The sequence below is a fragment of the Pedobacter sp. 05L430 genome (genome assembly GCF_056397585.1).
Genome location: NZ_JBFTNT010000048.1, coordinates 13,402 through 36,808, shown reverse-complemented (window position 1 = coordinate 36,808; position 23,407 = coordinate 13,402). Strand labels below are relative to the sequence as shown.

Below are 23,407 nucleotides of genomic sequence, written 5' to 3'. Positions count from 1 at the left end.
AAAACTACTCACTCATATCAAGCAGGAATGCCGAAGCTCCTGCATCAGGAATACTGCCAAGGGTTACCGACCAATCACTTTTTGTGGCCATAATTCCAATTCGCATTCCAGTGCCTGTTAGCCCCTTCAGCTTTCCACGGGCAATACGCATTTCAAACCTCAAAACACCAGCGGTTTCTGTAACAGTACCTACGTTATAAGCCTCTGAAATGGACTGTTGAGCAAAGCTAAAGCTATTTTGTGCACCATTATGGTAAAAGATGTCTACACCTGAGCTCAACAGTTGTCCCTCCAGCAGAATATCAAACCCACCATCCGCATAGGCACTTAATAAACCCGTGCCAGCACTATTGTCTGAGTCAATATAGAAATCGAAGATATCGCCATTGGCTCTTTTAGAATTCATCTCTATATATACGTAAATAAAATTGCCATCGTAATCAAATTTAGCTGATCGGAAAATACCTCCTTCCGGACCGGCAGTAAGGATATTGGTAGTCACTTTATCCCAGTCACTCAAGGTATTGTCATCAAGCTTAACAGGTGAAGTTTTAGCAATTCTGATAACGGTAGAGGCCTCCGTTACACTTCCATTTATTGTTGCATAAAGTGTTGTTACGTATTTACCTTTACCTGCATACTCGTGTACAGGATTGGCATCAGTAGAAGAACCTCCATCGCCAAAGTCCCACCTGTATGATGAAATACCTGTTGTTACTGTTTTAAAGGCAACCTGATTACCATCCACTGTAAGGTCATAAAGCAAATCCGTCAGTTTTGGGGTATTATCCTTTTTACAGGAGTATAATATGGTAACCGCTGTGATCATGATCAGCAATCGGAATATGTTATTTTTTAAATTCTTCATATCAATAAAATATTTATAATCGACATTTTAATATTGGATTATTGATTTTGAGTAGCAAGCGTATTACTCAGCACTTCATCTATAGGCACAAAATAAATGATCCTGGGATTAGTGTAGTTCACAGACAGGTCAGCATAACCAGTTGGTGTCTTACTCAAATCAATATCTGTTTCTTTTAATCCGGCCAGGTGATAACCCCAATAAGCTTTACTCATAGCTCTCTTATTGCGATAAATATCGTAGGTTCTATGCCCTTCAAAAGCCATTTCTATACGTTTCTCTTCCAGAACAACGTCTAATGCCGAATACCCTGATGGCAATGTTTTATTGTATAAAGAATTCTCCAGTCCGCGATTTTTACGGATCAGATCTACGTCGTCAAGAGCGGCGCCAGTATTGCTTAACTTAGCTTCTGCCTCTGCTCTATTCAAATACATTTCTGATAAACGGAACATGATTGGGGAGCTTAGATTTGGAAGGCCACCCTGGAAAGAAAACTTGCTTATATAATATACTTCGATGCCATTTTTCTTCTGAATAATTCCATTGCCATCTTTCAGCGGGACGATGTAAGACCAACGAACATCTTCAGGATGTTTTGACATCACATTCCTCAAAGAAGAAGAAGCATACTCCTCGCCCCATCCCGAATTCCCGTCGGAATAGATCATCGATGCGATAGATCCAAATTTACCATAATCGTCAACTGGGGTAAAGGCAATACAAAAAATCGTTTCGGTACTTGTTTGCGCATTGGCAAATAAGGAAGGATAGGCCGCAGCAGTCGCAAGACTGAACCGTTTAGAATTGATCACCATATTGGCATATTCAATGGCTTTCTGATTATCTTCTTTGTACAAGTTCACTCGTGATAACAATGCCCAGGCGGCTTCTTTTGATGCATATTGCACTGTTCTCGGCTGGGTCATTAAAGAAGCAGCCTTCTCCGCATCGGCAATAACAGCAGCATATACTTCTGCAACCGTAGACCTCTTCTTTTTAGATGGATCAGTAAGGTTTGTACGCAGGATAACCCCATCAGCATTAGGATCAACGCTATAAGGTTTACCAAACAACCTGACCAGGTTAAAATGACAAAACGCTCTTAGAAAATAACATTCGCCAAGCAGTTGCAGCTTTGCCGGATCCTGTGTTCCCGACTTTTCTACAGCTTCAATTACCGTATTGACACCAGTAATTATTTTGTAAGACACATACCAAAAATACCTGGTGTTGCCTTGCGAGGGTGAATGACCAAGACTAAAGCTATAAAACAGAGGGTCGGTAGTGACTTGTCCGCATACAATATCATCACTGGCAAAGTCAGACAAATGATAAAACTGACGCAAATACATATTGTTTTGATCTATTGTACCGTTAAATGTAATATGATCTTTAAACAAAGCATAAGCACCATTTAAAGCATTGGTTAAGCCGTCAGTAGTAGTAATCAGTGTTTCCGTACTAATGGCATCACTTGGTGCAACATCAAGATTTTTGCAGCTGTTCCCAAAGATAAGTAGGAGAACAATTATGGAGAATAAATACTTTTTCATATGCTTAAAAGTTGAAGTTAGCGGTAAATAAATATTGCCTGTTATTTGGATATTTGAAGTCTGATACCCCTGGCGTTATAAAACTTCCTGAACTAATCGTTGTTTGTGGATCCTGACCTAAGAAATTCGAAAATGTAGCCACATTATCAGCCGTAACTCCTAAGGTGATTGCTTTAAAGTGCAGTTTCTTTACCAACGACGCAGGCAAGGCATAGCTAAATGAAATATTTCTGATTGTAAAATAACTGCCGTTTTTAAGATAACGGGTAGATGTTTCTGTAGAATTTGCTGAATTCTGAGGGCTTGGCTCAGTAGCATCAGTATCACCAGGACCAGACCAGATCTTAGCGCCATCCGGTAGTCTGATCTGGTTATAATAAGGTTCGTGTCCATCGTTCATCATAAAACGAAGGTTGTTGCTAAACACTTTATTGCCATAGTTAAAGTAAGTACTTACACGTAAATTGAAACCTTTAAAACTCAAACTATTATTGAAACCACCCTGATACTTGGGCAACGCCGATCCTGATTCCTGAGTAGTAGCTTCCGCATAATTTAGTGTTTTCTCACTCGCAACCGCTTTGCCTTCTTCATTATAAATCAGCTTTTCCCAGACAGGTGCTCCGGTCTGACTATCTATTCCAAGCCATTTAGGCATATAAAATTCGTAAAGATTACCTCCATTGCGATAAATCTGGGAAATGCTCCACGATCCTGTCTTCACAATGTCTGCCGGTAAACCATATAATTTATTGCTGTTAAAGTTTATTGTAAAATCTGTAGTCCATTCGAAATCCGTTGTTTTTATGTTTGTAGTATTAATTCCTAATTCGATCCCTTTGTTAATTACATTTCCGGCATTTTCCCATTTCGTTTCAAAGCCAACAGACAAAGGCTGCGAAACTTGCAGAAGCAGATCTTTAGTATTGTTACGATACACATCAACGGTAACGTTAACTCTTTTAAATAAGCCGATATCAATACCAGCATTAATTTGATGCTTACTTTCCCAGGTTAGATTAGGACTCGCGAGCTGATAAGGCACAGCTCCGGTTAATGAATTGTATTGAGTGGTTAAAGAATACAGACCAAGATACCTCGATGAACCAATATCCTGCGTTCCCGTAATACCATAACTTAACCTTAGCTTTAAATTATCAATGAGGGTACTGTTTTTCAAGAAATCTTCATTACTTGCCAACCAGGCCCCTGACACTGAAGGAAAGGAAGCGTACCTATTTCCTTCCGGAAAAGCAGAGGAGCCATCAATACGAAACGAGCCTGATAAAAAGTAGCGGCTTTTATAATTATAGTTAACCTGCGATAATCCAGACTGCAGGTAACTTTTATCGGTAAATCCATTTACAAGTTGGTTGTTAGATACAACATTAAGTACCTTCAGTCCTTCTGGCAAACCTTTACCCGAAGCTCCAGAGTATTCTGTTTGTCCAGCTTCCAGGGCTATCCCCGCCAATCCTGTAATAGAGTGATCACCAAATTGAAAATTAAACTTAAATAGGTTATTGGAGATAACACCATAATTCAGCGTATTCAACTCATCAATAAAACCAGTACCATGATAAGTGCCTGCTACAATTGGAGAGAAATAATTTTTCCCTTTATTAAAACCCGCAGAGCCTCTGTTTGTACTAGAAAAAGTTAACCACCTGTTAATGTTATAGTTTAATCCAAAGTCATAATTTACATCAAACCCTTTGTAAGGATGTTCAGAATTCTTCACCGTATGGATTGGATTGATTTTATCTCGCGACCACCATTTAAAGGCCGAATTCCCATCTACATATATAGGCGTGCCATTTTCATCATATGGATTGTCCCAAGGCAGATTTAAAAAGGAATAATACACATCGTTGTAATCATAACTTTTACCCATTGATGCACTCAGGTTGATGTTATTGGTAATACTTAATTTCTTAGAGAATGTGTATGTTGAATTAGCGCGGAGGTTAATGCGCTGAAAACCTGTGTTCAAAAATGTTCCCTTTTCATTATAGTAAGATGCACCTACATAATAATTATTCTTTTCTGTACTTCCACTGGCCGACAGGTAAAATGCATTAACGGGAGCAGGTTTAAAGGATTCTTTTGACCAGTCATAATCCTGATTCAAGAGTGATAACGGGCGTTCACTATAAAATTTAATCAGATCTATCTTGTATGAATTATCTGTTGCACCAACAATATAATCCCGGTAAAATTCTTTTTGGGAGTCATACAGTTCAGCACTGTTCATCACATCCAGTTTACCAAAATCAGCTGTCCTAAATCCTGATGTAGCTTTAAACTCAAAGTTGGTTTCTCCGGATGTAGCTCGTTTTGTATTTATAATAATAACGCCTGCATTTGCCTGAGAGCCGTACAAAGCCGTAGCTCCGGCATCTTTAAGCACCGTAATTGATGCAACATCATTAGGATCATAATTCCCTCCAATAATCCCATCTACAACTGTAAGCGGACTTTGGTTGGCATTCACGGAAGATACCCCTCTTAATCTTATTTCAGGAACAGCACCCGGTGCACCGGAACTGTTTACTACTTGCAAACCTGCCACTTTACCCTGGAGCATCGTGCCTATATTATTAGCCGTTACATCTTTTAATTTCACTGATGAGACAACAGCAACAGCACTTGTCAGTTCATTCTGCTTCTTACTATCGTAACCAACAACGATGACATTGTTTAGCTGACCAACATCCTCCATTAGTGTTATAACTAATTGTTGATTTTTAACAACCTCTACTTCTTTGCGGATGTAACCTATAAATGAAACAATCAATGTTGCAGGCTCCTGTACATCTTTTAAAAGGAAAATCCCTTCATCGTTTGTACTTACAACCTTACCCTCTCCTTTTACACTTACTGATGCTCCTGGAAGAGGCTTTCCTTTATTATCTACCACTTTTCCCGTGATATCAGCTCTAACTGGCAAAGCTGTTATTTGTTGAAACGTAGGCCTTGCCAACGATTTGATAAGAATTACTTTCTGATCTATCTTATATGTCAATTGCAAATCCTTCAACAAAGATTGCAATACAGTTTCTAACTCTACATTATTAAATTCGGCATTAATTAAAAGATTTCCATTGACGTTCTGATCTGAATACAGCACTTTATATCCGGTCTGTTTTTTGATTTCTTGAAAAACCTGACGTAGTGCAACCTGTCGTTTATTATAACTAAATCGCTGCGCAAAACTGGTTGCACTTACTTGCAGTAAACAGCTGGTCATTATAATTATGATCAAGTTAATTCTCATTAGTAATTTTCTTTTATCGGCTGTAGCAAATTGCCGGACAACCGAATTCATAACTGATAAAAATTCTGGAGGTAGCCATTGGCATGGCACACCTAGGTTAAAAGTATATAATTTCATACCTTTGAAGCTTGGGTTAATACGTTAAACTGATCTGGAATTTGTTTTTTATGGTTAACTCAGATATTGCTATGGAAGTGCTGAAACACTTTCATAGCTTTTTTCTTAAAAACCTGCGCGGAAATATCAGCTTGCTTTGCCTTTGATTCTTTTCATTTTGGTTTTGTTTAGTTGTTGATTGTTGGTTAGGTTATTTTACTTTTATCGTCTTGCCTTCTATGGCAAAGCGCACATTACTGGTTTCTTCAAGCATCCTCAATATGACGGATACATTTTCAAATCGGGAGACGGAGCCACTAAAAGTAGGGACATCCAGTGGCGAACCGAGATTGCGTACATAGACAATATCTACATTATACCATCTCGATACCTTCCTTAAAATATCGGTTAGCGGGTCTTTATTAAAAACGAACTCCCCATTTTTCCAATCTACCGCATCACTGGCATTTACAGCTTTTACATTAAGCTTACCTCCTATAAATACTGATTGCTCTCCTGGAACCAGAACAACATTATTATTCACCTTTACAGATCCTTCTAACAATGTAGTTTTAACTCCATTCTCGTCGTCATATGCATTTACATTAAAATGAGTACCAAGAACTTTAACTTCCTGACCTGAACTACGTACCAGGAATGGATGGTTTTTATCCTTTGCTACTTCAAAATAAGCTTCCCCGGTTAATTCAACAATTCGCTCTTCTTTTGAAGAGAAATTAACAAGGTATTTTAAAGAGGAGGCTGAGTTGAGCCAGACCTTAGTTCCATCAGGAAGGTTTAACTGATATTGTCCACCTTTGGGTGTTTCAATACGATTATAATAATCGTTTTTTCCTATTGCTTTTTGATTAGCAATCGTATAAACAAGTTGTCCACTCGATGTTTTGGTAATTTGTATACCGGCCTGTGTAGCTATTGTACCGCTAGATGCATCGGTTAAACTAATCTTTTTGCCATTTGCCAAAGTTAAATAAGCCTTATTTCCTCCAGCAGAAATATCCTGAAATAATACTTGTGCAATTTTATTACCATCTGATGTACCATCGTGATAAAAATACAGTACAGTACAGAAAGCTAAAATCAAACAGGCAGCCGCAGCAACTGCTGGCCATAAAAAGCGTCTTCCTGGGCTTTCTGCTTTTCTTTTCTTCTGAATTTCGTGCCACATTTCAGAGCTAAGCGCATCCAGGTCCGTTTCAGAAAACTCGGAATCATCATCCTGGTGAAGTTGGTGCAACCAGTATTTGGCAATCTGCTGTTCTTCAGCCGTTCCATTTCCTGAACTCACTTTATCTAATATGGCTTGTATGTCTTTTTGCATGGTCTTTTATTCCCGGTTTAACCCTTATTAAAGACTAAGACGATTCAAAAGAAGCCATTAGGTACAACGACAAAAAAAAGATTTAAAATAAATCAAAAACCGACAGTTACGAATAAAACTATAATACCAAGTTTAACTTTAAGGTGTTTTAGTGCGCGCTTCATTTGGGTTGAAACGGTATGTTCTGAAAGGCTGAGTTCCGTAGCAATCTCTTTAGTACTTAGAAAGTATTTCTTCTTCAAGGTATAGATCTCACGCATTTTGGGAGGCATCGTTAATATTTCCTTTTCTATTAGCAGTGCAATATCTTTTTCACGGATTAAATAATCTGTGTCCTCATTACTTATCTCAACATAATGTTTTCCGCTATCCACATATTTTCTAATGATACCCTTATGCTTAACCACATCAAAAATTCGATTAAGTACCGATTTATAAAGGTAACCAGACAAGGTTGTGTTTAAAGAGAAATCTTTGCGGCTATTCCACAACCAAGTAAATACATCCTGAACAAGGTCTTTTGCTTCTTCCCTATTCCGTAATTTCTTATAAGCATAGATCAAAAGAAGTTTATCATAACGCAGATAGATCTCCTTAAAAGCAGCATCATCGTCATCTTTTAATAAGAGGACAAGCTCCTGGTCAAAGCATGTGCTGTAATTGATCATAAATCCTTATCCCCTTTTCGAATCCGAGTTCGTTTTAAACTCAATATTAATAAATTAATTTGAAAAGAATTGATAAGCGACGAAAAATCGTGCTTACCAATTCTGTGGACGCTAAGGGGAGCGAAATTTAATTTGGTGTTTCCGCTTTATTCTTGAAGAGAATTATAGTTATAAGGAATATAATTTTGCCATTTCCAAGGGGTATATTTATCGGCAATGGCTATTTCAAGTATATCCTTAAAAATACTTTCTCCATTATCACTATTGCTCATTATAACTATGCCGGTGCCGGTTTCAGGAAAAACAATACAATAATGCTGAAATCCGTCACCGTGGCCTTCCTTAAAGGCACCCCAGCCATAAGGCGATTTAAGTAAACCCCAACCTAGTCCATAACTTAAGGATATCCCGTCGTTAGCACTGGTGTCTTTTTGAGACAATGGCCCAAATTGGGTAACAGACCGCAAACGGAACTGTGGGCGGAACATCTCTTGTTGTGATTGCTTCTTAAGTGCATGGCCTTGCAGTAATGTTTCTACAAATTTAGAATAGTCATCAAGTGTTGTTTCAAGAGTACTTGGAGAACGTGCCTCATTATCTTTGTCTTTCTCATATGCTTTGCCCTCCTGGTTATATCCAAGTGCATAATCGGTTTCAAATCGCGGTAACCAGGTATAAGCAGAGTTCTTCATATTAAAAGGGACAAATATTTTTTCCGTCATAAGTTGCGCTAAAGATTTTTGAGTAATTTTCTCAATTATTGTTTGCAAATAAACCATTCCTTCGCCCGAATAACTATATCTGCTGCCAGGCATAAACGCAACCCGTAACTTTTGGTCGGAATTATCCCATCGCCAATTTGGAAATCCAGTAGTATGATCCAGACACATTCTAGCAGTGATACGCTTATAAAGCGTATCTGTTTTAAGATCGTTATAATTATCCTGCCATTTGGTTTTTTGAGGATATTCGTAGATGGGTTTTGGTAAATAATCCTGTAGTGGCTTGTCCAGATCGATTACTCCTTCTTCTACCAGTTTTAACACCAATACTGTAAATACGGTTTTACTTAAAGATGCACCGTAAATGCTCATAGAAGGGTGTAACTTCACCGCGGCATCATTGCCAATACCAAACCCCTCCTTATAGACTACTTTATTTTTATTGAAAATTGCCAGCTCAAGTCCTTTAACTTTGGCCTTGTCCATTAAGAATAAAATTTTGTTTCGAAGTGAATCAACACTAATCGAGGTTCCATCAATCTTTTTAATCTGCTGAGCCTTTAAAACTGGACTGCTAATAAAAAGCAGAAAGGCTATCATTGCCGGATATGACTTATTCATAAGCTATTATTTATTCAAAAGTATATGTTCTATGCTTCCTTTTGTCTCCTAACAATGACATTTGTTACAAGTTTATTTTTTAATGTTCATGTTCCCCTTCATGCACTGGGTGCAATTCGAATTTTAAATCCAAATCGTTAGCCCCCGCAAACTTTGAGGCAAAATTGATATCATTCCAGTTCGCTGCCGTGATGCTGGCCTTTACTCCCGGATTAAGGTGGCGAAGTACATAACGGAAGGTAAAGCCTGTTTCTGTATGCTCATCAACCGTTAAATATCCCATTACTCCAACATTTATTTTCTTATTCTCCTTATCCCTATCGGCATAAACATAAGTTAAAATGCCATCGGGTGCACCTAATATAAATGCYTGATGGATGTTGTGTTTTTCTAGAAATTCCTGCTGCATTTCACGATTCGCAAAATCAAATGATTTAAGTGTTAGTTTGTAGGTTTTACCTTCTGTAAGATGGAGGTGTGTACCTATAGGAGGCAAGCCTTTACTATCAAAAGTTATAATGGTTGGCTTTGCTTCGGCAATAGGGTTATAATGATAATGATCCCCATGTTCCTCGCGTTCAACTTCAAGAAAAGTAAGTTCTGCTTTGCCAATCTCTTCTTCCGGCACTTCTGGCTTGGGATCCTTCTTACAGGCATTAAATGTGAGTGCGATAAGCGCTACTAAAATTGCTAATGAGTAATTGCGTAATTTGTTCATAATTGTAAATTATTATATGTAATTGATAAGATTTATTCGGTTAAAAGTTATAGGCAAGTCGTATGGTGATATTCMTTCCCATATCATGAGTATAGTATCTGTATCGATTCATATACTCCTTATAAAGGGTGTTAAATAAATTGTCTACACTAAGATTTAAGCCCAGCTCTTGCTCCCCAACCTTAATCGTTGTTCCGCCTGAAAGCTGAAAAAGATGATAAGCTCCTGGGGGAGTGGCATAGTCGCTTTCGGGCTCATAACGGGTTTGCCGACGAACGAAGCTGTGTCCTGCCTGTATCCAGGCACTATTTAAGTTCTTAAATTGAAAATCGAGATGAATATACTGATCTACCCTGTCCGACGGGATGTAAGGCAGATATTTACGATTACCAAGATCTCGCGCCCTGATTAGTGCAGCATTGAATTTATAGGACAGCACCTCAGAAAAGCGATAAGTACCTGAAAGGCTTGTACCAAAAAATGATGCATTGGTTTGTTTATATCTGAATATTGGATAGGTACCACTTACAGTTTGTCTGAAAGTTTTATCAGGTTCAGAATAGATGTAATTATTGATATACTGAGCATAGGCATCAAGGGTAAAATTTAGTTTTTCTCTGTAATATTTTAAAGCGTTTATCCATTTGTACCCCTGCTCTGTTTTAATGTTAGGGTCGCCTATTTCATATAATCCGGCACCATGATGCAGTCCGTTACTAAACAATTCATTGGCAGTAGGTGCTCTCCAGGCTAAACCTAAGTTACTGCCTAGTTGCCAGTAAAGGTTAATTTTCCAAAGTGTCCCAAACGATCCGGTAATATTATGAAACCTGCTCTGCCCACCGTAGTATTGCTCTGTAATCTCTGAACTTTCATCACCATTGTTAGCGTACCTATATCCCGCAGCGTCAAATAGCTTAAAGTCGTATCGTAGTCCACCTTCAAACTCAAAGTTATTTTTTAACCAACGCTGAATCAGAAAAATACCGCCGGTAAAACTATCGTAGTTTGGGATAAATGTATTTGCCAATGTTCCGGGAATGTTATTGTTCACCTGAAAAATCCCATTGAAGCCATATAAGCGTTTTCGGCTGAGCGTACATTACCCGATTTTTTAAGTGTTCCCTGTAATCGCCAGCCAAAGCCTGGTAATGATTTTAATCCACCATTAAGCATTCCAGATGTGGTACCCAATCTGCCATTTGATGCGCCTATAAGGTTAAGCCCTCCTGATATACCAGCTGAACTGGGTAAAGAAGGAGGTTCTACTATAATTACTCCTCCAATTGCTTCAGCTCCATACCTTACTGACTCTGCTCCTTTTATCACATGAATTCTGCTGGCAAGAAAGGGGTCTATTTCGGGAGCATGTTCCAGGCCCCATTGTTGAGCTTCGAGCCTGATTCCATTATTTAGGATCAGTATTCTGTTGCCGTGCATTCCTTCTATTACAGGCTTGGAAATGGTTGAGCCTGTTTTTAATATACTTACCCCCGGAACCTCTTTAATGGTTTCAGCCAGTCCAGAGCCTTTGGTTTGCTGAAGTTGTTTTTCTGAGAGCGTTACAGAAATACTGGTTCTGCTAATGGGCCTCACCTTATCCACAATACTCACTTCTTTCAGTTTAATCGAATCAATTAGAACTTGAGCTTGTGCATATCCGGAAAGCAAAACGATAAAAGCAGGAATTAAGAGTAATCTTCTCAGCATAAAAAAAAGGTTTTAAAGGACCCTTTCAAAGGGATTTTCAAATTTCTCTCCCTGCCAAAAGCAAATCAGCTCTTTATGGTTCAATAAACACGAGGTTAGTTCATCATTCAATTGGTCTTTATCCATATCTTGTCCAATAAGAACAAGCTCGTTTAAACGATCTCCAAAACCCATATCCCATCTGCTTTCTATGTCTTGCCGGTTTTCCAGGTAATCTGTATAGCCGAGTCTTTCCTGCAAAGGCATACTTGCCCACCAGTTTCCTGCATTTTCGATTTTAAGGGAGCCTCCTGCCTGGGAGAAGTTGAGTGCATAATCTGGCAGAGCCGCAATCCAAAACAGACCTTTGGTTCTTAGAATGTTATTTGGAAAATCTACATTTAGATAGTTCCATAGACGCTGTGGATGAAACGGTCTTGATGAGCGAAACACGGTGCTACTAATACCATATTCTTCTGTTTCAGGCTCATGAATTGTATCTAATTCCTTAATCCAACCCGCGCCTTGCGATGAGGTTTCAAAATCAAACAATCCTGTATTTAGGATTTCTTTAAGATCAATTTTACTATATACACTCTCTATTTGTTTTGCAGAGGGATTAAGTTTTCTGATCACGGCCCTTATCAGCTTCAGATCTTCTTCACTAACCAGATCGGTTTTATTAAGGATAATCACATTTGCAAACTCAATCTGATCGATCAGCAAGTTTACAATAGTTCTGCGGTCTACCTGGTCATCAACCCAGTCTCTATCCAGCAAAAGTTCATCAGTCCCAAAATCCTTTTTAAAATTATAGCAGTCTACCACCGTTACCATTGTATCTAGTCTGCTAAACTTATTGAGGTCTATGCCCAGGTTTTCATCTACATAATTAAAGGTCTGGGCAACCGGAATTGGTTCAGAAATGCCTGTGCTTTCAATAATCAGGTAATCAAAGCGATCCTCTTTAGCCAGTTTTTCAACTTCGGTAATCAGGTCTTCTCTTAACGTGCAGCAGATACATCCATTACTCATTTCCACAAGCCGCTCTTCTGTTCTTGATAGTTTATGTTCGTTCTGAACAGTTCTTGCATCAATGTTGATCTCGCTCATGTCATTCACTATCAGCGCAACTTTTAAATCCTGTTTATTATTAAGGATATGATTTAATAAAGTGGTTTTACCGCTACCAAGAAATCCACTAAGCACGGTTACGGGTAATTTTCTCTGTTCCATAAATGCAATTGTGTTGCAAATATATTTTATTTATTATTACAAATGCAACAAAATTGCGTTTATATTTGTAATCACAATTCAAAACCAGTTGAAACGCGTACAAAAAATATATTTAAACAATATGAAGCACTTTATTAAATCCGAAAAATTAGACCAGTTGGGGATGACCGCCTCCTTAGCCTGTGCAATTCATTGTGCAGTGTTGCCCTTCGTGCTTACTACATTACCATTGTTTGGCCTTAGTTTTTTAGCCCATAGCTGGGTAGAGATGACCATGATAGGCTTATCACTCTTTATTGGCGTGTATTCACTAAGTACCTCCTATCCTAAACATAAAAGACTATTGCCTATTATAATTCTGGTAATGGGTTTTGCAATGATAGCAACAGGGCATTACCTAATAGAAAACATGGAGGCTGTATTAATCCCGACGGGAGGTTTTACCATTGCCTTTGCACATTATATAAACTGGAAACGTCCACACCTTATAAAAAGTCTTACGATAAAGGAAAATCTTGTTATGGCGCAAAGTTTTGCAAATCTTCCAACCAACTTAAATAGGGTACAGGAAGTTTTAGCTTCTTTAGGCATAGCGGATAAAAAGGATGCCTATCCAAGTGAGCTGAGTCAGGGACAGTTGCAGCGTGTGTCTATTGCAAGGGCGGTAATTAACAGACCAACATTACTGATCGCAGATGAACCAACGTCAAGTTTGGATGACAAAAATGCCGTAGCAGTGCTGGAGCTTTTAATAGACCAATCGGGCATTAACCAGGCTACACTTATTGTGGCTACACACGACAAAAGAGTTAAAGACGCGTTTACAAACACCTACGAATTATCATGAGCCCTTTAAAGATAAGCTGGAAAAGCATCTGGTCTAAACCATTATCATCAGTATTGAACATTATCTTGATTGCTTTTGGAACTGGTATATTAACCATACTGCTACTTGCTTCAAAGCAAATTAGTGATAAGCTGGAAAACAACTCTAAGGATATCGACCTGGTAGTAGGCGCCAAAGGGAGCCCCTTGCAGCTTATATTGAGCAGTATTTATTACATCGATTTCCCTACAGGCAATATCCCTCTAAAAGAGGCTCAGGAACTGGCTAGAAGTCCTTTTGTTAAAAAAGCAGTGCCATTAGCCCTTGGAGATAATTATAATGGCGTCCGTATTGTGGGCACCGACAGTAATTTTGTTGGTATTTATAAACTTAAGGTTAAAGAAGGTAAATTCTGGCAAAGCGATTTTGAAACCACTATTGGAAGCTCCATAGCTAAAAATCAAAAGCTTAAAATAGGTGATACTTTTTATGGCGCACATGGTCTTACAGGAAGTACGGATATCCATAAAACCCATGCCTATAAAGTTGCGGGCATTTTAACACCACAAGGAAATGTAACAGACAATCTGATATTAACGAACATTTCGAGCGTCTGGAAGATGCACGATCACGAGGAAAAGGAAGAACATGATCATGATTCAAAACACAAAGAAAAGGAAGCACCTGAAATTCAGAATAAAGAAATTACTTCCTTACTGATCCAGTACCGTTCACCAATGTCGGTAGTTATGTTTCCTCGCATGGTAAATGAATCTACAAATATGCAGGCTGCCTCTCCCGCTCAGGAAAGCACCAGATTGTTTTCTTTAATAGGCATTGGTGTGGATACCTTGCAATGGTTTGCCTTACTTATTATGTTCATTGCAGCAATAAGTGTATTTGTAAATCTGTACAACTCGTTAAAAGAAAGAAGTTATGATTTGGCCATTATGCGTACACTGGGAGCATCCAGAGCTAAGCTGTTTCTGATTGTAATTACAGAAGGGATTATGCTTACTTTAGCAGGTACAATTATTGGAATAGCATTAGGGCATTTGGCATTAGAATTTATTGGAAGCAATCAGGAAAGCAGTCAGGCACGATTAACCGGATTGATTTTACTCGGTGATGAGGCATATTTATTTGCAGCCGGACTTGCTATTGGTATATTTGCATCTATAATACCTGCTGTCCAGGCCTATAGATCAAACATCTCTAAAATATTATCAAAGAATTAAACACACATTTATGATAAAAAATATTATTCTCTTCTTATTACTTTTTACTGGTCTCGCTGTTAAGGCACAGCACAATCCTGATGATCAGATAATGTCTGACAACTGGGATGTTATTGGCAGTGTAGATTTCAAAATCGTTAAGGATACAGAGATGTTTGCAGTTTATAACAACAACATAAAGAAATTTGCCAATAAGCCCTTTGAGCTTGAGGGTTATATTGTTCCTATTAAAGACGGGATGAAACAGACTAAGTTCATGCTCTCAACCTTACCCATTAATCAATGTTATTTCTGCGGTAAAAATGGGGTACCAATTATGGTGTTGGTAGAGCTAACCGAACCGATAAAATTCACTTATCAAACCATAACTGTAAAGGGAACTTTAAAGTTAAATACTGGCAATGCAATGGATAACCCTCCAATTGTACTAACTGCAGCCAAACCTATATAAATTAACCAAGATGATAGATCCAGCCAACATATTAAGAACGCACGATTTAAAACATACCAAACAAAGGGTTCGCGTACTCGAAGAAATTGCTTTGGATAAAGCTGCTGTTTCGCAACCAGAGCTGGAGAAAAAGCTCGGTAAAGAAATAGATAGKGTTACGCTATACAGGATATTGAATACTTATGAAGATAAGGGTATACTTCATAGGATTATGGATATGAATGGAACTGCCAATTATGCAATCTGCTCGGCCTCCTGTACAGAACACCATCATCATGATGAGCATGTACACTTTAATTGTACAAACTGCCTTAAGATTTATTGTTTGGAGGTTAATGTCCCAAGAATTAAAATGCCCGAAGGTTTTACAGCTACAACCGTAACCTCAACGGCCTATGGGGTTTGTGAAAAGTGCAACAGCAGCGCGGTTCACTGATAAAAACCCCTGATCTTCTTTTCGAAAATCAGGGGTTTTTAAGCAAATTAGCTATTAATGACCTGAATGACCATCAGCACCATGCGCATGACCATGGCTCAATTCATCTTGAGTAGCCTCACGTACAGTTAAAATTTTACCAGCAAATATTAAATTTTTACCAGCCATCGGGTGGTTCAAATCTACTGAAATAACATCCTCATGAACAGCTGTAACGCCAGCTCTGAAGTGGTTACCTTGATTATCTTGTAAAGGGATAACATCACCTACTGAAGGCAATTCAACATCTTTAAACATGTCTTTAGGCAAGTCTGCAAAAGCTCCCGGATCTAATTCACCGTAACCATCAGCTGCGCTAAGTTCAAAGCTATATTCATCTCCAACATTCAGACCATCTAAATGTTCTTCAAATTTTGGCAACATCATTCCTGTACCATAAAGAAATACTAATGCGTTTTGCTCATCTGCTTTCTCTACAAAAACTTGTTGTCCTTCTTCATTAGTCGTATGCAATTCGTACGTTAATGATACTACTGTATTGGGTTTAATACTCATTATGATGTTATTTAGTTATCAATTGTAATGCTTCATCAACGGTAGCTACCGGCAACTGGCACGCTTTATTTCGGCAAATATAGATTTTTGTTTCAATGCTTTGCTTATCTTTTAACAAAGGTAAGCTCGAATTTGTTCCGGCCAATGTAATTTTATTAGGGATGTAATGCATATTCAGTTCCCTTTTTATCTCTGATACCTTATCACCGGTTATAGCAATCTCATTAATTCCGAATACTTCATTAAGCAATTGAATAGCCCAGTTAGAATATGCTGAACCGTATGTTTTTATTTGAGGATGAACGGATGTAAGCATCGCAGCGGCTTTGTTTATATATTGTTCATTATCAAATAACAATCCCAAAACGTGTAAATTCTGTGCCATTGTTGAATTTGAAGATGGAATAACATTGTCCATTATTTCATGCTTACGGGCAATCAGAGTTTCACCACTGGCAGAGGTATAAAACAACATCGGACTATCTGGATCCTCAAAGTTTGTCAGCACATAATCGGTTAACTGCTTTGCTTCAGTGAGYCAGCGGTCAGCAGAATCTGATTGATAAAGCGCAATCAAAGCTTCAACAAAAAAAGCATAGTCATCTAAAAACCCCGGAATGGTTACCTTTCCGCTTTTAAAGTTGCGATACAAGCCACCGTCAGGCATACGCAAATTTGCCAGTATAAAATCGGCAGCTTTTTTTGCCAATTCATAATAATGTGAAATACTAAATATACCAGCACTTTCAGCTAACCCTTTAATAGCCATTGCATTCCATGCAGTAAGACATTTGTCGTCCAATCCCGGACGCACTCTTTTGCTACGTGCCTGTAACAGTTTAACCTTCGCTTCTCTTATCTTTTCCTGAAGCTCCATTACTGTTATTCCTTTTACATCTGCATATTCCTCTTCTTCAAACTTCCTTAAAAGTATATTGATTTCTTCTTCTTCCCAATTCCCATCATCTGTAACGTTATAATAATTTGCCAGCAGTTGAGCATCCTCTTCTAATACGGCATCAAATTCTTCCTTGTTCCAAACATAAAACTTACCTTCCACACCTTCGCTATCGGCATCCAGAGCAGAGTAAAATAAGCCCTCGGGCGAAGTCATTTCTCTTTCAAGCCAATCAATAGTTTCCACTACTACGTCTCTAAACAGGAGAGATTTAGAATATTGGTAAGCTTCAGCATAAAGGCTTATCAGCTGTCCGTTATCATAAAGCATTTTTTCGAAATGAGGAACATGCCAATTACCATCTACAGAATATCTGGCAAATCCTCCTCCAACATGGTCATAAATACCGCCGAGCGCCATTTTTTCCAAAGTAAGTAAAGCCGATACGTGAGTAGCGTCATCTTCCATCAGGTGACTATATCTTAGCATAAACTGCCAATTATTTGGCAATGGAAATTTTGGGGCACGGTTGTAACCACCCTCAGCCATATCAAAGTATCTTTTCCAGGGCTCTATAATTTCTGTTAGATGCGCCCTGGTATATTCATCAACCTTAACATTAGGGATTACCTTTTCAGAGTTACGAATTCCATCGGTAAGCCTGTCGGCATACTGCTTAGCCTTATCAGGCTCATTGGCCCATAAGTTAGCAACGCTCAATAAAACACTGATCCAATCGTCTTTTTTAAAATAAGTACCACCATAAATTGGTCTTTGATCTGGCAGGCAAATACAATTTAAAGGCCAGCCCCCACTACCAGTCATTAACTGTATGGCCATCATGTAAATCTGATCAATATCAGGCCGCTCTTCTCTATCCACTTTAATACATACAAAGTGCTCATTCATTACTTCGGCAACTTCATGTTTTTCAAAACTCTCGCGCTCCATAACATGGCACCAATGGCATGCCGAATAACCTATACTAACCAATATTAACTTATTTTCCGCCTCCGCCTTTTGCAACGCTTCTTCTCCCCATTCATACCAGTTTACGGGGTTATAGGCATGTTGCAACAAGTAAGGTGATGAGGCTTTAATTAAATTATTGGGTTCTAAATTCATGCTATAAAGGTAAAAAGATAAGTTGTACTTTTACAGTATAGCTCTGATAACATGAAGATTACATATATCGAAATTTATCGTTTCAGCATACCAACAGAACCATTTGCAATTGCTACTGGCACTATGTATTTCGCTCAGAATGTACTCATTAAGATTTACACCAACAATAATATTTATGGGATTGGGGAATGCTCAGCGTTTCCCATGATTGTTGGAGAAAGTCAGGAAACCTGTCTTGCAATGGCAAAAGAGTTTGCCAGTATTCTTATTGGAAAAGACCCTCTTGACATACCTGAAAGAATGAGCGAGCTTCTGGGTTACGCTGCACACAACAGCACCATCAAAAGCGCATTTGACATGGCCTTGTTTGACATTGCTGCTAAAGAAGCCAGGCAACCCCTCTATAAATATTTAGGTGGTGAAAAACGCGTTGTAGAAACCGACATGACCATAGGTATCGATACCCCCGAAAACATGGCTACTACTGCAATAGGATTTAAAGCTAAAGGCTGCCGTATCATCAAAATAAAGCTTGGTAAAGATGTACACAGCGATATCGAACGGGTAAGCTTAATCAGACAGGCAGTTGGCAGTGAAATGATTCTGAGACTCGATGCAAATCAAGGCTGGAGTTTTGATGATGCACTATATGCATTGGGAGCGTTGGAGAATTTTGATATTCAATTTTGCGAACAGCCTATGCGTACCTGGTTTGATGATAAGCTACCCGAACTAAGAGCCAACTCTCCTATTAAAATTATGGCAGATGAAAGTTGCTACAACCATCACGACGCGCGAAAGCTGATAAACAGCGGCTCGGTTGATTACCTTAATATTAAGTTTTCAAAATCAGGAGGAATACTTGAGGCACAAAAGATTCATGAAATTGCTCTACAAACCGGCACAAAATGCATGATAGGTGGAATGCTTGAAAGTAGAATAGCAATCAGTGCAAATATGCATTTTGCTTTGGCAAGCCCGAATGTGATTTTTTTCGATTTGGATTCCTGCTTACTTGGGCATCTCATTGACCCCGTAACTGGTGGTATTACCTACAATGGATATATTGTTGATATCCCCGATACTCCTGGAATTGGAGCTGATATAGATCCTAAATTCCTGAAAACATGTGAAAAATGGATAGTGTAAAAACAGTTAATTGGATTAAAATCGTCATTCTGAAATAAATTCAGAATGACGACGAGCATACAATACCTTATTGACTTTTCTTCTTAAAAAGACCATTAATTTTATCGGCAATCGCATTTTTAGCTTTTTCTGTTGCTTGTGATTTGATGGTATCAAGTTTAGCCTGAGCAACGGCTTTAATCTCCTCTTTTTTCTCGGCAACTACCTGGTTAACGGCTTCCTTAGCTCCCGCTTTTGCATCCCCTGCACCGTATTTTAGGTTAATAGTAGGTTTTAAAATTGTACCACCTAATACCGCATTTACTTTTATAGTTTCACTCATAGCAACATTAGTACCAGCCTTGCTATTCAGCTTAGCAATAAAGGCGTTTGCCGTTTCATTTGCTTTTGCTCCAAGCATAGCTCTCGGTACATTTAACCCAAGCTGATAATCCATGCTCTGGTCTAAACCATTTGAACCCTGAATATTCATCAAAATACCTTCTTTTTTAATGTCAAAAGGCGCAACATTTAAACGACCGTCTTTAATCTTGAACTTAGTAAGTACATTATTTAATTCCAACTTTTTAAATTTATCGGAACTTAACGCTGAAGCCAGTTTATTTAATGGCTCAAATCCATCAAGTACTGCCTGAATAATGTTAGTTAAACCCTCTGCATTTATAGAAGAGTAAACAGGCATCATATTTTGATCCAGATCTGAATTAAACTTTAAATTAGTAGAGAATACTCCTTTTGCGAATTTGGCAACCGGGGCCAATAACTTTACAGTATTAAAAGCAGTAAATGCTTTTTGGATATCCATTTTTTCTATGCCGAAATCAACATCAACCTTTGGTTTTTTAGAATCTATTGTGGCGTATGACCCGTTCATCTTCACCGTACCATCAAGCATGTTCATACCCATATCCTTAAAGTATATGGTCTTGTTTTTAACTTCTAAAGCTCCCTTTGCATTAGTGATATCATAATTATCATATAGCACCCGTCCCGCTTTTGCGGTCATATCAAAATCAATATTTCCGGGCACTTCAAATACAGTTAATTTCGAATCGCTCTTTTTTTCTGTTTCCACTGTACTTTTTGGTCCCATCAGCTCATTAACATCAATTAAGTTCGAAGCCACGTTGAATGTTCCTTGTAAAGCCTGGTTCTTTTTAAAGAAGTAGCTCAGGTAGTTATTTACCGTACCATTTGCGGCGAAATCACTTTTACCAACCTTAGCTGTAAGGTTACTTAACGTGATATTTTTAGGGCTAAAAGACATTTTTGCCGAGGGCACACTGACTGGCATCGGCACATTTTTACCTGAATAATTGAAATTGCTTGCCAGCATTTGTCCTGATGCTTTGAATGCTTCATACTGTCCTTTATCAATAGATGATTTACGTCCTGCCGCCTGCACATCTGCATCCAGAATACCACTTAAGGTCATGTCCTTCATCGGGAAAATTGTAGTCAGCTGTTTTAAATCCAGCTTTCCTTTAAGTGCCATATCCAAAAATGGATCGGTTGTCGGATTTTTCAATAACAATCTTCCATCAATTGGTGCATTCCCAAACTCCATATGAAATGCAGGTACATTTACAACGGTATGATCCATTACACCATCGGGATTGCTGATTTGCGATTTCACTTGTATGTTATTAATTGCAGAAGGTAAAGAAGGATATTTTATCTTACCATTTTCTATAGAAAGGTTAACATTAAAAGCAGGCAATGATTTCTCATTATAGGTCCCTTTCGCACTTCCGTCCATTGCAAATTTACCTGTAGCATCCATGTCCTTAAAATTACTGGCATAAATTGCGGGTATTAAAGAAAGGAAATTTTTAAGTTCAGATTGCTTTGCATCAAACTTAAAATCCATAACTATGTCCTTATCATTTGGCATGGCAAGGTATCCCACCGCCGACAACAACAATTCATTAAGTTTAATCTTATTCTCGGCAAAAGTGAACTTCATATTCTTCATATCGATATCAATAGGAAGATCAGCATCAAGCTTTACCTTGTTCAAATAAGGAATACCACCATACTTAACTGTTAGTTTTTCTATATCAGACTGGGTTTTAAGGGTAAATAAATCTTGAGTAAAATCACCAGTACCTGTATGGTTCAAATTATCCATCTCCATGAAAAAACCTAAAGAGGCATCATCATAAACAACTTTACCTTTTTCAATTGCATACTTTTGCAAGGCTACTTTGAAAGCAGTTTTAGCAGTATCTGCTCCATCAGTGCCGGTACTATCTTTCTTTGCAATATCCCAGTTGGCCTGACCACTTTTCAATACTTTAGCCAGAATCTTTGGTTCTTCAAGATTAATTGATTTTATCTCATACTTTTCACCCTTAATCACACTCATTAAGTTCACATTCAATTGAAGTTGCTTAATGTTCGCTAAAGTGTCTTTAGCAAAGCTATCGATACCCAAAACCGTTAAGTTGTTGATCTTTATCCCCAGGTTAGGGAACGAACGGATTAAAGTTAAATCCAGATCTTTAAAATCTACTTTAGCATTTACACTCTCATTTATAGACGATTTAATCTTTGCATCAATCTCCTTTTTAAAGAACAAAGGAATTGCAGCCGCAGCGGCGAATAAAACAACAAATAAACCGATTACAACAATTGATATCTTTTTAAGCATGTATTTAATATATAAAATCTTTTAAAACTCCTTCATAGCAATAAACACACCAAATTACTTTTATTGATTAAACCATTCCTATCTTTATCCCTCTATAACTCTAGAATAACAAAAATTGTATATGAAAAGATTAATCTTCACAGCGATATTATTCATTAGTATGGGTACTATGGCATTTGCACAAAGTGATAAAAAGGTAAAAAAAACTCCTGAACAAAAGGCTCAGCATGCAACAGAGGAGTTGACTAAAAAGCTATCACTAACAGCCGATCAAAAGTCGAAAATTGAGGCAATAAACCTTGAAAGCTTTAAAAAAGTAAAGGATAGCAATCCTAAAGGCGAAAAGAAAGACAAAGCTGCTATTAAAGCCGCTAAAGATGAAAGAGATAACAAAATAAACGCAGTCTTGAACGACACTCAACGCAAAGCTTACAAAGAGTTTAAAGCAGAAAAGAAAAGCGAGAAGAAAGCAAACAAAAAAGATGCTCCAAAAAAAGCTGAATAATAACTACACCACTTGCTGACTTCATGTTATAATACCCGCCGTCATCTCTCCTGTCGTTGAGATGACGGTAGCTTTAAGAACGGTATGCTCTTTTAAAATTCTTAACTTTGTTTCATGAATAAAGAAATTGCTGTCATTTTTGACATGGACGGTGTGATCTGCCATACCAATCCTTACCATTCCCTCGCCTTCCGTGAGTTTTTTTCGACAAGAAACCTAGCTCCTACAGATGAAGAGTTCGCGCAACACATGTTTGGCAAATCGAATAGCTATATCCTCAGCCACTTCTTAAAAAGAAAAATTGAAGGCGAAGAACTTCTGCAATTAGAACAGGAAAAAGAAGGTCTTTTCAGAAAAATATATGAACCCAATGTAGAACCCATTTCAGGTTTAGTTGAGTTTATAAATAACCTAAAAAACAATGGTGCAAAATTAGGTGTAGCTACTTCGGCTCCATATGCCAATTTGGAACTGATACTCAACAAAGTGCCCATTAGAGAAATATTAGGGTCTGTAATGGCCAGCGAAGATGTGAAAAAACATAAACCTGATCCTGAGGTTTACCTTACTTCGGCCAAAAATCTTGGCGTGTCACCTGATCAATGTATCGTGTTTGAGGATTCTTTTTCTGGTGTCTCGGCCGGATTAAATGCAGGCATGAAAGTAGTTGGTGTACTTACCTCTCATACCAAAGAAGAACTTCCTCCTTGCAACTTATATATCGACGACTATAAGAACCTGTCTTATGATACCATAAGTCGGCTAATTGACAAATAGA

At 38.1% G+C, this 23,407-nt stretch carries 20 protein-coding genes; 7 read left to right on the top strand and 13 right to left on the bottom strand.

Going from position 1 to position 23,407, the window contains the following annotated elements; translation table 11 throughout:
• Nucleotides 1-4: 4 nt before the first annotated feature.
• The 10 genes from AC1DG9_RS10140 to AC1DG9_RS10095 all read right to left on the bottom strand — a co-directional run bounded on the left by AC1DG9_RS10140 (nt 5) and on the right by AC1DG9_RS10095 (nt 12,793).
• Nucleotides 5-868 (bottom strand): PKD domain-containing protein, encoded by an 864-nt coding sequence (locus AC1DG9_RS10140; RefSeq protein ID WP_337716513.1) that lies wholly within the window; start codon nt 866-868, stop codon nt 5-7.
• A gap of 38 nt (nt 869-906) precedes the next feature.
• On the bottom strand, nt 907-2,424 hold the full coding sequence (locus tag AC1DG9_RS10135; protein ID WP_337716511.1) for a RagB/SusD family nutrient uptake outer membrane protein: 1,518 nt from the start codon (nt 2,422-2,424) through the stop codon (nt 907-909).
• Nucleotides 2,425-2,428: 4 nt separating this feature from the next.
• The gene (locus AC1DG9_RS10130) at nt 2,429-5,674 is read right to left on the bottom strand and encodes a SusC/RagA family TonB-linked outer membrane protein (RefSeq protein WP_288878775.1); all 3,246 of its coding nucleotides are present in this window, start codon (nt 5,672-5,674) and stop codon (nt 2,429-2,431) included.
• Between the two features lie 334 nt (nt 5,675-6,008).
• Complete coding sequence (locus AC1DG9_RS10125; protein WP_288878774.1) at nt 6,009-7,139, bottom strand: FecR family protein; 1,131 nt, start codon at nt 7,137-7,139, stop codon at nt 6,009-6,011.
• Nucleotides 7,140-7,231: 92 nt separating this feature from the next.
• Nucleotides 7,232-7,807, bottom strand: a complete 576-nt coding sequence (locus tag AC1DG9_RS10120; protein ID WP_172659660.1) for an RNA polymerase sigma-70 factor — start codon at nt 7,805-7,807, stop codon at nt 7,232-7,234.
• 146 nt (nt 7,808-7,953) lie between these two features.
• The gene (locus AC1DG9_RS10115) at nt 7,954-9,150 is read right to left on the bottom strand and encodes a serine hydrolase domain-containing protein (protein WP_288878773.1); all 1,197 of its coding nucleotides are present in this window, start codon (nt 9,148-9,150) and stop codon (nt 7,954-7,956) included.
• A 79-nt stretch (nt 9,151-9,229) separates the two neighbouring features.
• Nucleotides 9,230-9,868, bottom strand: coding sequence for a hypothetical protein (locus AC1DG9_RS10110; RefSeq protein ID WP_172659658.1), 639 nt, complete (start codon nt 9,866-9,868; stop codon nt 9,230-9,232).
• A gap of 40 nt (nt 9,869-9,908) precedes the next feature.
• A complete protein-coding gene (locus tag AC1DG9_RS10105; RefSeq protein WP_477634578.1) occupies nt 9,909-10,922 on the bottom strand; it encodes a TonB-dependent receptor domain-containing protein in 1,014 nt (337 codons plus the stop codon).
• Nucleotides 10,919-11,578 (bottom strand): TonB-dependent receptor plug domain-containing protein, encoded by a 660-nt coding sequence (locus tag AC1DG9_RS10100; RefSeq protein ID WP_477634577.1) that lies wholly within the window; start codon nt 11,576-11,578, stop codon nt 10,919-10,921. The genes AC1DG9_RS10105 and AC1DG9_RS10100 overlap by 4 nt, the downstream gene beginning before the upstream one ends.
• A gap of 12 nt (nt 11,579-11,590) precedes the next feature.
• Nucleotides 11,591-12,793 carry a GTP-binding protein gene (locus tag AC1DG9_RS10095; RefSeq protein ID WP_288878771.1) on the bottom strand — a complete coding sequence of 401 codons (1,203 nt, stop codon included), beginning with the start codon at nt 12,791-12,793 and terminating at the stop codon, nt 11,591-11,593.
• A 121-nt stretch (nt 12,794-12,914) separates the two neighbouring features.
• Between AC1DG9_RS10095 and AC1DG9_RS10090 the strand changes: the two genes are divergently transcribed.
• From AC1DG9_RS10090 to AC1DG9_RS10075, 4 genes are read left to right on the top strand one after another with little or no spacing between them, the layout of a single operon-like run.
• Nucleotides 12,915-13,640, top strand: coding sequence for a MerC family mercury resistance protein (locus AC1DG9_RS10090; RefSeq protein WP_477634576.1), 726 nt, complete (start codon nt 12,915-12,917; stop codon nt 13,638-13,640).
• A complete protein-coding gene (locus AC1DG9_RS10085) occupies nt 13,637-14,857 on the top strand; it encodes an ABC transporter permease (protein ID WP_172659653.1) in 1,221 nt (406 codons plus the stop codon). Before AC1DG9_RS10090 ends, AC1DG9_RS10085 begins: the two co-directional genes overlap by 4 nt.
• Before the next feature lie 10 nt (nt 14,858-14,867).
• Nucleotides 14,868-15,308 (top strand): hypothetical protein, encoded by a 441-nt coding sequence (locus AC1DG9_RS10080; RefSeq protein WP_172659652.1) that lies wholly within the window; start codon nt 14,868-14,870, stop codon nt 15,306-15,308.
• 10 nt (nt 15,309-15,318) lie between these two features.
• Complete coding sequence (locus AC1DG9_RS10075; protein WP_477634575.1) at nt 15,319-15,744, top strand: Fur family transcriptional regulator; 426 nt, start codon at nt 15,319-15,321, stop codon at nt 15,742-15,744.
• 54 nt (nt 15,745-15,798) lie between these two features.
• Here AC1DG9_RS10075 and AC1DG9_RS10070 read toward each other — a convergent pair whose 3' ends face one another.
• Both AC1DG9_RS10070 and AC1DG9_RS10065 read right to left on the bottom strand, forming a co-directional pair.
• Nucleotides 15,799-16,299, bottom strand: coding sequence for an FKBP-type peptidyl-prolyl cis-trans isomerase (locus AC1DG9_RS10070; RefSeq protein WP_172659650.1), 501 nt, complete (start codon nt 16,297-16,299; stop codon nt 15,799-15,801).
• A gap of 7 nt (nt 16,300-16,306) precedes the next feature.
• Complete coding sequence (locus AC1DG9_RS10065) at nt 16,307-18,322, bottom strand: thioredoxin domain-containing protein (RefSeq protein ID WP_477634574.1); 2,016 nt, start codon at nt 18,320-18,322, stop codon at nt 16,307-16,309.
• Between the two features lie 51 nt (nt 18,323-18,373).
• Here AC1DG9_RS10065 and AC1DG9_RS10060 point away from each other — a divergent pair, with 51 nt between their 5' ends.
• The gene (locus AC1DG9_RS10060; RefSeq protein ID WP_288878765.1) at nt 18,374-19,471 is read left to right on the top strand and encodes a mandelate racemase/muconate lactonizing enzyme family protein; all 1,098 of its coding nucleotides are present in this window, start codon (nt 18,374-18,376) and stop codon (nt 19,469-19,471) included.
• Nucleotides 19,472-19,538: 67 nt separating this feature from the next.
• Here AC1DG9_RS10060 and AC1DG9_RS10055 read toward each other — a convergent pair whose 3' ends face one another.
• Entirely contained in the window at nt 19,539-22,124 is a 2,586-nt protein-coding gene (locus tag AC1DG9_RS10055; protein WP_337716508.1) for an AsmA-like C-terminal region-containing protein, read from the bottom strand.
• A gap of 121 nt (nt 22,125-22,245) precedes the next feature.
• Here AC1DG9_RS10055 and AC1DG9_RS10050 point away from each other — a divergent pair, with 121 nt between their 5' ends.
• Nucleotides 22,246-22,629 (top strand): hypothetical protein, encoded by a 384-nt coding sequence (locus AC1DG9_RS10050; RefSeq protein ID WP_172659646.1) that lies wholly within the window; start codon nt 22,246-22,248, stop codon nt 22,627-22,629.
• 114 nt (nt 22,630-22,743) lie between these two features.
• Nucleotides 22,744-23,406 (top strand): HAD family hydrolase, encoded by a 663-nt coding sequence (locus tag AC1DG9_RS10045; protein ID WP_172659645.1) that lies wholly within the window; start codon nt 22,744-22,746, stop codon nt 23,404-23,406.
• Nucleotide 23,407: the final 1 nt, after the last annotated feature.